The following is a 13,072-nucleotide window of genomic DNA, read 5'->3' as shown; positions in this document are numbered from 1 at the left end:
GGTTTTATGTAAACGCTATCATATATGATAATAACAAGGAGGTTTTGTCATGAAACTAGAAAAGAAACAGCGCTTCTCCATCCGTAAATACGCGGTTGGGGCAGCTTCTGTACTTATAGGATTTGCTTTTAGCGCCCAAGTCGTATCTGCCGACGGGATTACTCCAGCTCCAACAGCTGAAGAAACTGTTCAAACTATTCAGGAGAGTCCGCGAGCAACCGAAGAACCTGTAGACTCTAAGGTTCCAGAAAAACTGGAAGAAAAGGCTGACAAACCTGTAAAAGAGGAGGTCAAAGAAGACAAGGAGGCTCCTCGAACAGTTGCTCCAAAAACAGAAGAGTCAAGCGCACCAGTAGTGACAGAAAATGCTAGTTCAACTCCTACTGCCGAGAAAGAAAGCCCTGCCCCAGCTGAAACTCCTGCCGAAAGTACTCCTTCCGAAAAGAAAAATGAAGCCGTCACACCTGCAGTAGCCACTCCTAGCACGGAACGAGCAGCTCAAGTAAATGAAAAACTGGCAAAACGAAAAATGATCTCAATCGACGCTGGACGCAAGTATTTCTCTCCAGACCAACTAAAAGAAATCATCGACAAAGCCAAACACTACGGTTATACTGATCTTCATCTACTAGTTGGAAATGATGGCATGCGTTTTATGTTGGACGACATGACGATCAAAGCCAATGGCAAAACCTATGCAAGTGACGATGTCAAACGTGCACTCGAAAATGGAACCAATGCCTACTACAAAGATCCAAACGGCAACCATTTGACAGAGAGTCAGATGACGGACTTGATCAACTATGCTAAAAACAAAGGCATTGGTCTCATCCCAACTGTAAACAGCCCTGGTCACATGGATGCGATTTTGCATGCCATGAAAGAATTAGGTATCCAAAAACCGAACTTCAACTACTTTGGTAAGGAATCTGCTCGTACCGTTGACCTTGATAACAAAGAGGCTCTTGCATTTACCAAAGCTCTGATCGACAAGTACGCTGCTTACTTCGCTGGCAAAACTGACATCTTCAATATAGGACTAGACGAGTACGCCAATGATGCTACAAACGCCAAAGGCTGGAGCGTTCTTCAAGCCTATAAATGGTATCCAGAAGATGGATTCCCAGACAAGGGTTATGATAAATTTATCGCCTACGCCAACGACCTTGCTCGCATCGTCAAATCTCACGGCCTCAAACCAATGGCCTTTAACGATGGTATCTACTATAATAGCGACACTAGCTTTGGAACCTTTGACAAAGACATCATCGTTTCTATGTGGACTGGTGGATGGGGCGGATACGACGTCGCTTCTTCTAAACTTCTAGTTGAAAAAGGCCACCAAATCCTTAATACCAACGATGCTTGGTACTACGTCCTCGGACGAAATGCCGATGGCCAAGGCTGGTACAACCTCGACCAAGGACTCAATGGTATCAAGAACACTCCAATCACTTCTGTACCAAAATCTGATGGGGCTACTATCCCGCTCATCGGGGGTATGGTAGCTGCTTGGGCGGATACCCCATCTGCACGCTATTCACCATCACGCCTCTTCAAACTCATGCGTAGCTTCGCAAATGCCAATGCTGAATACTTCGCAGCTGACTATGAGTCTGCTGAGCAAGCTCTGAAAGAAGTTCCAACAGACCTTAACCGCTATACTGCAGAAAGTGTCGCAGCTATCAAAGAAGCTGAAAAAGCCATTCGCTCACTCGATAGCAACCTCAGCCGTGCTCAACAAGATACCATTGACCAAGCAATCGCAAAACTCCAAGAAGCTGTAAGCAATTTAACCTTCACACCAGAAGCTCAAAAAGAAGAAGACGCGAAACGTGAAGTTGAAAAACTTGCCAAGAACAAGGTAATCTCCATCGATGCCGGACGTAAGTACTTCTCAGCTGAGCAACTCAAACGTATCATTGATAAAGCTAGCGAACTTGGATATTCTGATGTGCATCTCCTCCTAGGAAATGATGGACTTCGCTTCCTACTTGATGACATGACTATCACTGCTAACGGAAAAACTTATGCAAGTGACGACGTCAAAAAGGCCATCATTGAAGGAACAAAAGCTTACTACGATGATCCAAACGGAACCACTCTTAGCCAGGCTGAAATCACTGAATTGATTGAGTACGCAAAATCAAAAGGGATTGGACTAATTCCAGCGATCAACAGCCCAGGTCACATGGATGCCATGCTTGTCGCTATGGAAAAATTGGGTATCCAAAATCCTCAAGCCAACTTTGACAAGGTCTCTAAAACAACCACGGACCTTGAAAACGAAGAAGCGATGAACTTTGTCAAAGCCCTTATCGGCAAGTACATGGACTTCTTTGCGGGCAAGACTAAGATCTTTAACTACGGTACAGACGAATACGCTAATGACGCTACCAACGCTCAAGGCTGGTATTATCTAAAATACTACAATCTCTATGGCAAGTTTGCTGAGTACTCTAACACTCTTGCTGCCATGGCCAAAGAAAGAGGCCTTCAACCAATGGCCTTCAACGATGGTTTCTACTATGAAGACAAGGATGATGTTGAGTTTGACAAGGATGTCATCATCTCTTACTGGTCTAAAGGATGGTGGGGCTATAACCTTGCAACTCCTCAGTACCTAGCAAGCAAAGGCTATAAACTCCTTAACACCAACGGAGACTGGTACTACGTGCTAGGTAATCACAAACCAGATGAAGCCTACCCACTATCAAAAGCACTTGAAAACTCTGGCAAAGTACCATTTAACCAGCTTGCATCTACCAAGTATCCAGAAGTAGACCTTCCAACCGTCGGAAGCATGCTTGCTATCTGGGCAGACAAACCAAGTGCTGAGTACAAGGAAGAAGAAATCTTTGAACTCATGACTGCCTTTGCAGATCACAACAAAGACTACTTCCACGCTGACTACAATGCTCTCCGTGAGGAGCTTGCTCAAATCCCTACTAACTTGGAAGGATACAGCCAGGAAAGCTTGGATGCTCTAAATGCAGCGAAAGAAGCTCTCAACTACAACCTCAACCGTAACAAACAAGCCGAGTTAGACGCTCTTGTAGCCAAACTCAAGGCAGCCCGCCTAGGCCTCAAACCAGCGGCAACTCACTCAGGAAGCCTCGATGAAAATGAACTAGCTGCCAATGTTGAAACCAAACCGGAACTCATCACAAGAGCAGAAAAGATTCCATTTGAAATTATCAAGAAGGAAAATCCGAATCTCCCAACTGGTCAGGAAAAGATCATCACACCAGGTGTAGAGGGCGAACGCACTCATTACATCTCTGTCCTTACTGAAAATGGGAAACAAACAGAAACGGTTCTAGATAGCCAAGTAACCAAAGAACCTGTGACCCAAGTGGTTGAAATCGGTGCCCCTATTACTCACAAAGGGGATGAACACGGTCTTGCTCCAGCCGCAGAGACAAAACCTAGACTGGACATCCAAGAGGAAGAGATTCCGTTCACTACCGTAACACGTGAAAATCCGCAATTACCACTCGGACAAACGCAAGTCATCGTTACTGGTGTAAATGGTCGTCGTACGATTTTCTACTCTGTCAGCACTACTGCTGACGGCAAGGAAGAAAGAACCCTTGTTAATAGTGCGGTATCGCAGGAAGCGGTCGCGCAAGTTGTCGAAGTCGGAACTGCCGTTGAGAAAGCTGAGCAAGCTGAAACAACTACTAGCAAAGCAGATGAAAAACAACTCCCTGCAACAGGAAGTCAAGACTCTGCGGGCTTAGTCGCAGCAGGACTCATGGCGACTCTAGCAGCCTACGGACTCACTAAGAAAAAAGAAGATTAAGATTCTTCTAAGAGAATACGAAAAAGCGAGATTGAATCTCGCTTTTTATTGTTAGGATTAATCACCAAGTCCGATACGTTCAAAGATATCATCTACTCGTTTGGTGTAGTATGCAGGGTTGAAGATTTCATCGATCTCCTCTTGAGTGAGGCGTGATGTCACTTCTGGATCTGCTTCGAGAAGCGGTTTGAAGTCTACTTGGTTGTCCCAAGAGTGGGCTGTTTTTGGTTGCACCAAGTCGTAGGCTTGTTCACGCGTCATGCCTTTTTCAATCAAGGTCAACATAGCACGTTGACTAAAAATCAAACCAAACGTAGAGTTCATGTTGCGGATCATATTTTCTGGGAAAACCGTCAAATTCTTGACAATATTTCCAAAGCGGTTGAGCATGTAGTCAATCAAAATGGTCGTATCTGGTGTGATGATACGTTCAGCTGATGAGTGGGAAATGTCACGTTCGTGCCAGAGAGCGACGTTTTCATAGGCCGTCACCATGTGACCACGGATAACACGCGCCAAACCTGTCATGTTTTCAGAACCGATAGGGTTGCGTTTGTGAGGCATTGCTGAAGAGCCTTTTTGCCCCTTGGCAAAGAACTCTTCCACTTCACGTTGTTCTGATTTTTGAAGACCACGGATCTCAGTCGCCATACGCTCGATGGAAGTTGCAATGCTAGCAAGAACTGCAAAGTACTCAGCGTGAAGGTCACGAGGAAGGACCTGTGTAGAAATTTCTTGGGCACGGATACCCAATTTATCGCAGACGTATTTTTCAACGAATGTTGGGATGTTGGCAAAGTTACCAACCGCACCAGAAATCTTACCAGCTTCCACTCCAGCAGCTGCGTGCTCGAAACGCTCGATGTTCCGTTTCATTTCGCTGTACCAGGTCGCCAATTTGAGACCAAAAGTTGTCGGCTCAGCGTGCACACCATGAGTACGACCCATCATGATAGTGAACTTGTGTTCTTTTGCTTTGTCAGCGATGATGTCGAGGAAGTTTTCAAAATCCTTGCGAATGATGTCGTTGGCTTGTTTGTAGAGGTAACCATAGGCAGTATCCACCACGTCAGTAGAAGTCAACCCATAGTGAACCCACTTACGCTCTTCACCAAGCGTTTCAGAAACCGCACGTGTGAAGGCAACCACATCGTGACGCGTCTCCTGCTCAATTTCCAAAATACGGTCGATGTCAAAGTCCGCCTTTTCGCGAATCAAAGCCACATCTTCCTTAGGGATTTCCCCCAACTCAGCCCATGCCTCGTCAGCCAAGATTTCCACCTCAAGCCAAGCACGGTATTTATTTTCTTCAGTCCAAATGTTCGCCATCTCAGGGCGAGAGTAACGGTTGATCATGTTTAAGATACCAAGGGCGACTAGAAAGCGACTGAATTTTAGGAAACCAACAACGGACGTTTACGTCCTAGGCGGATTATCTAAATCCCGAGCTTTCCGCTCGGGTTCAGTTCTGCAAACTAGATGTCCCTTTCCTTTCTATGTTTACAATTAGGAAGTCCGTAGCCCGTATTCAGTATAGAGGATACGGAGCCCTTGTTCCTTTCTGTTTTTAAAATAATTTTTTCGAGAAAAAGATCTGTAACAATAATGTATATTAGAATACTGCAAGAAAAACCAAAATATCATATCATGTTTATGAATTTCTGATTACTCTCCTATACGTAATTGTCTTAATATTGCTTTTGATTGATGTTCCACATCAGGATAAATAAAACCATCAGTTATTCCAAGCATTCTCAACTCATTCAGAATCGATTTTTTCTTTTCTTTTGGAATTCTAAATGTTAAAAGACCTCCAGAATTAGCTTTTAGTTGATATTCTTTGATTGCGTTATCAATCTTTAACTGTACTTCTTCTATTTTTTTGTCTGTTGTATTGAATAATGCCGGGAGAATAAAGAGACCATTCTGGTTAATGATACGTTGTTGTGCTTTTGGAGATCTTACTATTTGACAATTTATAATATCCAAGTAAATTGCATTGGGATAACAGAGACGTTCTCTCGTCATAGCCGCTTGATTTAGTATTTCTACAAAATCTTCCAAAAATTTCTTAATTTCACTCATTAGATAATCTTGGTAATATCTCATATCAAACTCACCCGGTAAATTGCCTAATATATTTTCTGCGTAGTGAGTATCTCCATACCTCCAGTTGATTAAAAATTGAGAAATCTCTTCTTTAACTTCACACTCTAATGCTTTTTCTAAAGTTAATTCGCCAAATTTGTCTCTTGCTGTTTTTAGTATATCTTCCTGTTTTCTAGGTGAGCCATTATTGTCAACAAACTCACCTTTTATTCTGCGATTTATACAAAAAACAGTTCCTGATTTCGCACGATGTTCCATCTCAAGTTCTTCATTACCAAATTGATTTATATTTGCCATTTTTTCAGGAAAATTATCTATATTTGGAGAAAGTACTTCAAAAGATTTCTTTAATTCTTGAATTATACCATCTACCGTTAAAGTTTTACTAAGAACATTTCTTTGATCACCTTTTTCGCCTATATTTTTATGTAAATAATCCATTAAATAGAGGAACTGATTTATTTTCTCCTGATCAACAAAGTTTAAAGCTGTTTTTACTGAAACAGTATGTCCTGTACTATATTTTTCTTTATTTAATTCACTTACGTAAACATGAATAACACCGTCATCCTTAATATCTTTTTCAGCATCTTCACATGCAAAAAACAAAGAAACTAAGGGATTTGAAGATATATCAATATTTCTCGTTACTGCTCCATAATGTTGAATTTCTGCTATAAAATTAAACAATGTATTATTGTCGAGGGAAGAAGAATAACCTAATTCATTTAGGAGTTGCCGATAATACCCTTTTGATCCTTCAAAAATAAGATTTTCATTCCCATTTCGGTACAAGCCAGGAATCGTTTTCTCGTATTCCCTTTGTTCTCCCCTAAAATATATCTTTTTTTATCTTCAACTTGCATTTCATTAAAGATATAATTAATAAAATCTGAAACTGATTCAATAATTACATATTCTCTATTTCCCATATAACAATACCCTACCAATCAATTCCTTTCCCAAACTCATCCACACTATCCGGCGCATCACTAAACAAAGTCACATGTCCCATTTTGCGGTTGTGCTTCGCTTCTATTTTACCATACATGTGGAGGTGGGCGCTTGGATTTTCTGTGACATACTTTTCAGCGGCCTCGACGTGTTGGCCGAGAACGTTGAGCATAACAGCTGAGGCATGTAGTTTGATAGCTGGCAATGGTGCTCCGAGAACACCCAAGATATGGGTGTCAAACTGGGAGAAGTCACAGGCTTCAATCGAGTAGTGCCCTGAGTTGTGTGGACGTGGGGCGATTTCATTAACAATGATGTCATCAGCAGTCGCAAACATCTCCACGCAGAGAGTTCCAGACAAGTTAAGCTGTTCTGCGATTCGCACTGCCATTGACTTGGCCTTTTCAGCTAGACTTTCTGAAATGCGGGCTGGCACAATAGTTTTTGAAAGGATGTTATTGCGATGGATATTTTCCTGAACAGGGAAGACTGTCACATCCTTGCCATTGCCTGACACGATGACAGAAATTTCAAGGTCAAAGTTGACGAATTCTTCCAAGACACAGTCTGCTGAGTCGGCTAGTGCACGGGCTTCTTCCAAATCTGCTTCTGAGCGAATGACCTTTTGTCCATGGCCATCGTAGCCACCAGTCGCAGTCTTGAGGACATAGTTTTTGGAAGGATCAATATCTGCCAAATCTTGACTTGAAGTCACAACCTTGTAAGGTGCCACAGTCACTTGTGCCTTGTTTGAGAGGAAGTCCTTTTCAAAGATACGGTTTTGTGAAATGCGAAGGAGGTCTGTACCTTGTGGAAGCTGACCGTCTTTGATAACAGCGTCCAAACCGTCAGCGTCTACATTTTCAAACTCATAAGTGAGGACATCGCAACGCTCAGCCAACTGATGGAGGGCAGCCACATCGTTATAAGGCGCCACGATGATTTCCGCTACACGAGAGGCAGGACAATCCTCCGCAGGATCCAGCGCGATGACCTTGTGCCCCATGTAGATAGCAGAAATGGCCATCATCTGCCCCAGCTGACCGCCACCGATAATTCCGATTGTTTTAGATGAGCTCATTTGTAGACTCCTCTGCGATTTTTCCTTGCTCTTCTGCGAAATCTGCCAATGCTGTCGCAATAGCCTGGTCCTCTACTGACAGGAGACGGAGGGCAAAGAGGGCAGCGTTAGTCGCACCTGCTTCACCGATAGCCATTGTCGCAACAGGCACACCGCCCGGCATCTGGACGATAGAGTAGAGCGAGTCCACGCCACTAAGAGCACGTGATTTGACTGGCACCCCAATGACTGGAAGGGTTGTTTTGGCAGCTACCATTCCTGGCAAATGGGCTGCGCCACCAGCGCCTGCGATAATGACCTTGATACCGCGACTACGAGCCTCCTCCGCATGTCTGAACATGAGGTCTGGCGTACGGTGGGCAGAGACAACCTTCTTTTCGTAGACTACACCGAAGCGGTCTAGAACTTCTGCTGTTTTTTGCATAGTTGCCCAGTCGGATTTTGAGCCCATAATAATGGAAATTACTGGTTTCATTTCTTCTCCTTTTTTAATAATCGTCTAATGTAGTGCGGACGTAAGCGACCGCCTATGGCGTTCCATTACTAAAACTGGAGCCTGAGTCTCCAGTTTTCCGCTCCTAGTAGCTTTGCTACTAGGAGTTCCACTACTGCGACGATTATCCTATAGTGGCTCGCTTTCGCTCGCCATGAAAAATTTAGTAGCTGTTAATCTTTTATGGCCTTGCTTCCGATATCTGTTCGGTAAAAGAGGCCTTCTGTATTTTGTTTGTCAAGTTCCTTGTAGATGGTTTCTTGGGCTTCTTTGACGGTGTCTGCTGTGGTGACTAGCATATAAACACGTCCACCGTTTGATAGCAGTGCTCTACTATTTTCCGCGAATTTGGCACCGGCATAGTAAGTGATGATGTCGCCCTCGGTTTTTGCTGGCAATTCAACACCTTTTTCATAATCTAGCGGGTAGCCGTTTGACGCGACAACCACACCCAGAGTCACACCCTTATCCGTCCAAGTGATGTTTGGCTCCTTGCTATCGAGGATATCCGTGATATTTTGTGCAAAATCGGAGGTCAGACGAGGCAAGATAATTTGTGTTTCTGGATCTCCGAAACGAGCGTTAAACTCGATAACCTTAGGTCCATCTGCTGTCAAGATAAGCCCTGCGTAAAGGACACCAAGATACGGGCGACCTTCTTTGATCATTCCTTCAAGGACTGGCTTGACAATGGTCTCCACAGCTGTATCAACTACACTCTCTGGCAAGTGTGGAACTGGCGCATAAGCTCCCATACCGCCCGTGTTAGGGCCCTTGTCGCCGTCATAGGCACGTTTATGGTCCTGAGCCGTCGGCATGATGTAGAACTTGTCCCCATTGACAAAGGCAAAAAGAGAAAACTCTTCCCCATCAAGGAATTCCTCGATGACCACACGCGCACCTGAATCACCGAATTTATTGTCCAAAAGCATCTCGTGAGCGGCTTCGACTGCTTGCTCAACTGTCTCCGCAACGACGACACCTTTCCCAAGAGCCAAGCCGTCTGCCTTGACGACGATAGGAGCGCCTTTCTCCTCGATATAAGCCTTAGCTTCCTCGAAATCTGAAAATGTGCCATAGGCTGCTGTCGGAACGTCGTATTTGACCATGATTTCCTTTGCAAAATCCTTAGACCACTCCAGCTCCGCTGCAGCCCTAGTCGGACCAAAAGCCTTGAGACCAGCTGCATTGAAATCATCCACAATCCCAGCCGCAAGGGCATCATCTGGACCGATGAAGGTCCAAGCAATATCGTTGGCCTTTGCAAACTCAATCAATTTAGAATGTTCGGAAATAGAGATATCCACTAATTCCAGACCATCCAGAGTCATCCCGTCATTCCCAGGAGCTACAAAAACATTTTCAACGTCTTTTGACTCAATCAACTTCTTAGCAATCGCATGTTCACGACCACCCGATCCGACAATTAACAGCTTCATCTTTCAACCTCTTTTGCGAATTATTTACTAATATTATACCATAAACGTTCGTTTTAATCTAATTATATTTGCGAGTAAAAAATACAACATCAAGTAAACTTACTGAACCGATTTCATTTTTAGCCTTTAAACATTCAATACCGCCTCATTATAAAACAAGGCGGTATTGAGTGCGGAATATCTCTAAAAGTATGTAGAAAAGCTTCATTAGGTATTAAGCTTACCAGCTATAAGAAATATGATTTATTCGTTTCATCCTTATATCGGTTACCTCAAAACAATCCGGCGTAAATATAGCCAAATTGAATCCTTCGGGATTCATAACGCTGCGGAATTCAATTCCTTGATAAATTAATTCTCCAGAAATTGGTTTGGTTAGAGATTTCACAAAATCAGCTATATATTGAGTAGGGATATAATCTAGAATATCATCAGAATTTCTCATTACTCGCCCCATCTCAGAATCAATCTTTTTTAGATTTTTTTTATTAATCGCTAATTCAGCAAGATCATCAATAATACCATCTTGAAAAGGGCTAATTTCAATTATTTTTTTAAAATCAATGACTGTTATTGCAGACTTCAATTTAAAAGTGCCAATACATACATGATCATATAAACCTGTTCTTGTTTCATGTATTGTTGTCGTCTCTGAATCACCTAAATAAAGCATTACAACTCCTTTTGGATTAGCTCTTCCATCGGCTGATTTACCTTTAGGAGGTGCCCCTATCTCTTCTGATTCAAATGGTTTCCCGTCTTTTGAAATCCTGCACCTATAGAACTGTTCTCCTTCTGAATAAGTCTTTTGAATAGCTTCACAATACTTTCTTAGAATGCATTTATTAATTTGATTTGAATGAAAACGATTGTTATATTTAATGTCGTCAACAAAATCTTCCCAACTCTTACTGAACAATGAATGATCTTTTAAATAAATTGAGTCATACATCTGCTTTACTCCAACAGGGTGCGTTAACAATTCAGGACTTTCTTCGAATAGATTTTTACAAATCTCAGAAAGCATTTGGTGAATCTTGAACTCCTCTTTAGTAGTAAATATATTCCAATTTGTAGCTATTTCTGTTTTTAGAAGCGTTTCTTGCCCAACTGGGAAATTTTCTATTTTATCTACTGGAGAAAAAATAGAAACGAGAGAGCTCAAAAATGGAATTAAATAGTCGTCACACTGTGTATCATAAACACAAATATTATTATTTGAACAAATGTCACAGCTAGCTTGCCTTTCAGCTATATTAACTTCGTTTTTTAGAATCTCATCTGCAAAACAATCTTTACAAATTTTCATTCACTGTCTCCACTGATTCGGTCAAGATACTTACTAACTAATTCAATATGATGCATAATGGACAATTTCTTTACTGTGCCAAGTCCTGGATAAGAACCCGTTTTATACAATTTTTCAAATTCATTTATCGCCAGTGTTCTTTCCACTAGGCCCTCGTTGACAAATGTAATTAATTTTTCAAGTGCTTCCTTAAACTTACCAGCTGGGTTTGTTGGATCTTGGTTTGTTTCTGATACAAAATGGTGAATTCTTAGATTTTCATCAGAATCAAAATAAACGATGTGGATAGCAACAGCATAAGGAGCAAAACCTGATTCACTATACTCCTCTCCTACAATGGAATAGTCAGAAAATCCCTTATATTCATCTTCTATAAAATATTTATGATCATCTGAGAAGAATTCATCATCTTTGTATGAATAATCTGTATTTCTTGCTAATTTAACAAAATTGTCACTAATCTTGACTTTATTTCCCTGAACTTCTCTTTTTAGTCTTCCTATTTCTGAAATAAAATTATACGCCGTCTCTTGTTCCCTATAATTTTTATTATATCCTTGTAAATCATCGGGCTTCTTACATACTGTTATTTGTTTGCCAATATCTGCAATAGACTTAAAATTTTCTTCTAAACTATAATCCTTACTCATCAACGAAACATAATAAAAATTCTCACTTTCATCAATCAAACTATCCAATCGAGTAGCAAGATTACTTTTAGAAAAATCGCTATATTCCTCCAAAAAAGATCCTACACCTGGATTCATTACAATAGAACATTTCTGCCTCTTATCTTTAAAACCCTCCAAAGTACTTACCAGTGTAGGAGATAATCTTACCGGTTCAATAATTGGAATTACAGCGCTTCCTAATTTATTATTTTCTAACAATTCTCTAAGAGCAATCAACTCATACTGTCTTCCTCTCAAATACGGAAAATACATATAAATACTCCTTTATTCATTTAAAAACTGCTTTAATGCCTTAAAATCCTTAGGTTTAAAATTCATGAAATACACCAAAAATTTAAGCTCATAAGGAACATCTGCAAATAAATCTTTATCTATTGAATTCCTCTTCTTCAATTCCAAAAGAAAATCCGAATAAAACTGTTCCAATGGAATCTTTTTGGTTAATAATTTACAAACGTCATAATACTCAAATTGAGACACATCTGGTAACGAATTAAAATGTTTCTCAATAATGTTTTCATATTCCCCCTTACGAAGTATTTTAAAAATTATTTCCCTATCTAAATCAGTATTGTACTTCTCTGGTTTAATTATTGTTTTAATTTTGCTGTTTCTTTGGAGCACATAAAGACCTACAGGTTTTTTTAACAACTTAATTTTCTCCAAAGCTAAATTTACATTTTTTTCATGAGTAACAATTGCAACATGATTAAATGCTCTATAGTATTCTGTGATTTGATTTTCTAACCTGTCAAAATTATCAAATTCAGTTTTGATTTCATATACCACAGCTTTTCCATTTATTAAAATAAAATCTGGTTTTGCATTTCCAACAGGTATTTCAGTCAAAGCAGTAGTAGTATTTATACTATGTACCCCTAATAATAATTTATTTAACAACGTATTTTTATAAAAATATTCATTTCTATACGATTGAGAGAGTTTCATATAAGTATTTTGAATTATAGACAAATTATTTCCTAATTTATGATGTTGCGATACACACTCAAAAATTGGATCTTTTTTATTTTGTACGAGGTTTTTTATAGTATTTCTGGAAAAAAATCTATTTACTAAATAATTTTTTTTAATTTCCAAATTAATCCCCTCCTTAATTTCGCCCTTCTAACATTCATTATATCAAAAAAATCTACTTCTAACACGATTTCTCATAACTTTATTTATCACCT

9 protein-coding genes are annotated in these 13,072 nt (G+C 40.6%); 1 reads left to right on the top strand and 8 read right to left on the bottom strand.

The window, feature by feature from the left end; translation table 11 throughout:
- Window positions 1-49 precede the first annotated feature (49 nt).
- Window positions 50-3,805, top strand: coding sequence for an LPXTG-anchored beta-N-acetylhexosaminidase StrH (gene strH / locus CO686_RS09435; RefSeq protein WP_096753750.1), 3,756 nt, complete (start codon window positions 50-52; stop codon window positions 3,803-3,805).
- A gap of 57 nt (window positions 3,806-3,862) precedes the next feature.
- Here the strand turns inward: strH and purB are convergent, their stop codons facing one another.
- From purB to CO686_RS09395, 8 genes are all read right to left on the bottom strand, one after another.
- Complete coding sequence (gene purB, locus CO686_RS09430; protein WP_096753749.1) at window positions 3,863-5,161, bottom strand: adenylosuccinate lyase; 1,299 nt, start codon at window positions 5,159-5,161, stop codon at window positions 3,863-3,865.
- A gap of 309 nt (window positions 5,162-5,470) precedes the next feature.
- A complete protein-coding gene (locus CO686_RS09425) occupies window positions 5,471-6,709 on the bottom strand; it encodes an FRG domain-containing protein (RefSeq protein ID WP_253665843.1) in 1,239 nt (412 codons plus the stop codon).
- A 148-nt stretch (window positions 6,710-6,857) separates the two neighbouring features.
- Window positions 6,858-7,949 carry a 5-(carboxyamino)imidazole ribonucleotide synthase gene (gene purK, locus CO686_RS09420; RefSeq protein WP_065371460.1) on the bottom strand — a complete coding sequence of 364 codons (1,092 nt, stop codon included), beginning with the start codon at window positions 7,947-7,949 and terminating at the stop codon, window positions 6,858-6,860.
- The gene (purE, locus tag CO686_RS09415) at window positions 7,936-8,424 is read right to left on the bottom strand and encodes a 5-(carboxyamino)imidazole ribonucleotide mutase (RefSeq protein ID WP_000805610.1); all 489 of its coding nucleotides are present in this window, start codon (window positions 8,422-8,424) and stop codon (window positions 7,936-7,938) included. The genes purK and purE overlap by 14 nt, the downstream gene beginning before the upstream one ends.
- A 191-nt stretch (window positions 8,425-8,615) precedes the next feature.
- The gene (gene purD, locus CO686_RS09410) at window positions 8,616-9,881 is read right to left on the bottom strand and encodes a phosphoribosylamine--glycine ligase (protein WP_065371461.1); all 1,266 of its coding nucleotides are present in this window, start codon (window positions 9,879-9,881) and stop codon (window positions 8,616-8,618) included.
- A gap of 220 nt (window positions 9,882-10,101) precedes the next feature.
- Window positions 10,102-11,190 (bottom strand): RES family NAD+ phosphorylase, encoded by a 1,089-nt coding sequence (locus CO686_RS09405; protein ID WP_065371462.1) that lies wholly within the window; start codon window positions 11,188-11,190, stop codon window positions 10,102-10,104.
- Window positions 11,187-12,134, bottom strand: coding sequence for a sce7725 family protein (locus CO686_RS09400; protein ID WP_065371463.1), 948 nt, complete (start codon window positions 12,132-12,134; stop codon window positions 11,187-11,189). Before CO686_RS09400 ends, CO686_RS09405 begins: the two co-directional genes overlap by 4 nt.
- 12 nt (window positions 12,135-12,146) lie before the next feature.
- Window positions 12,147-12,980, bottom strand: coding sequence for a sce7726 family protein (locus CO686_RS09395; protein WP_065371464.1), 834 nt, complete (start codon window positions 12,978-12,980; stop codon window positions 12,147-12,149).
- Window positions 12,981-13,072: the final 92 nt, after the last annotated feature.

This window comes from Streptococcus oralis (assembly GCF_002386345.1).
GTDB lineage: Bacteria > Bacillota > Bacilli > Lactobacillales > Streptococcaceae > Streptococcus > Streptococcus oralis_S.
Note: the sequence above shows the minus strand (reverse complement) of the source record. Positions and strands in the feature narration are given on the sequence as shown.

What these genes read in the sequence shown, in the direction of transcription:
- strH (WP_096753750.1), top strand. Translation starts at nt 50, where the DNA reads ATGAAACTAGAAAAGAAACAGCGCTTCTCCATCCGTAAATACGCGGTT.
- purB (WP_096753749.1), bottom strand. Translation starts at nt 5,161, where the DNA reads ATGATCAACCGTTACTCTCGCCCTGAGATGGCGAACATTTGGACTGAA.
- purK (WP_065371460.1), bottom strand. Translation starts at nt 7,949, where the DNA reads ATGAGCTCATCTAAAACAATCGGAATTATCGGTGGCGGTCAGCTGGGG.
- purE (WP_000805610.1), bottom strand. Translation starts at nt 8,424, where the DNA reads ATGAAACCAGTAATTTCCATTATTATGGGCTCAAAATCCGACTGGGCA.
- purD (WP_065371461.1), bottom strand. Translation starts at nt 9,881, where the DNA reads ATGAAGCTGTTAATTGTCGGATCGGGTGGTCGTGAACATGCGATTGCT.
- CO686_RS09405 (WP_065371462.1), bottom strand. Translation starts at nt 11,190, where the DNA reads ATGAAAATTTGTAAAGATTGTTTTGCAGATGAGATTCTAAAAAACGAA.
- CO686_RS09400 (WP_065371463.1), bottom strand. Translation starts at nt 12,134, where the DNA reads ATGTATTTTCCGTATTTGAGAGGAAGACAGTATGAGTTGATTGCTCTT.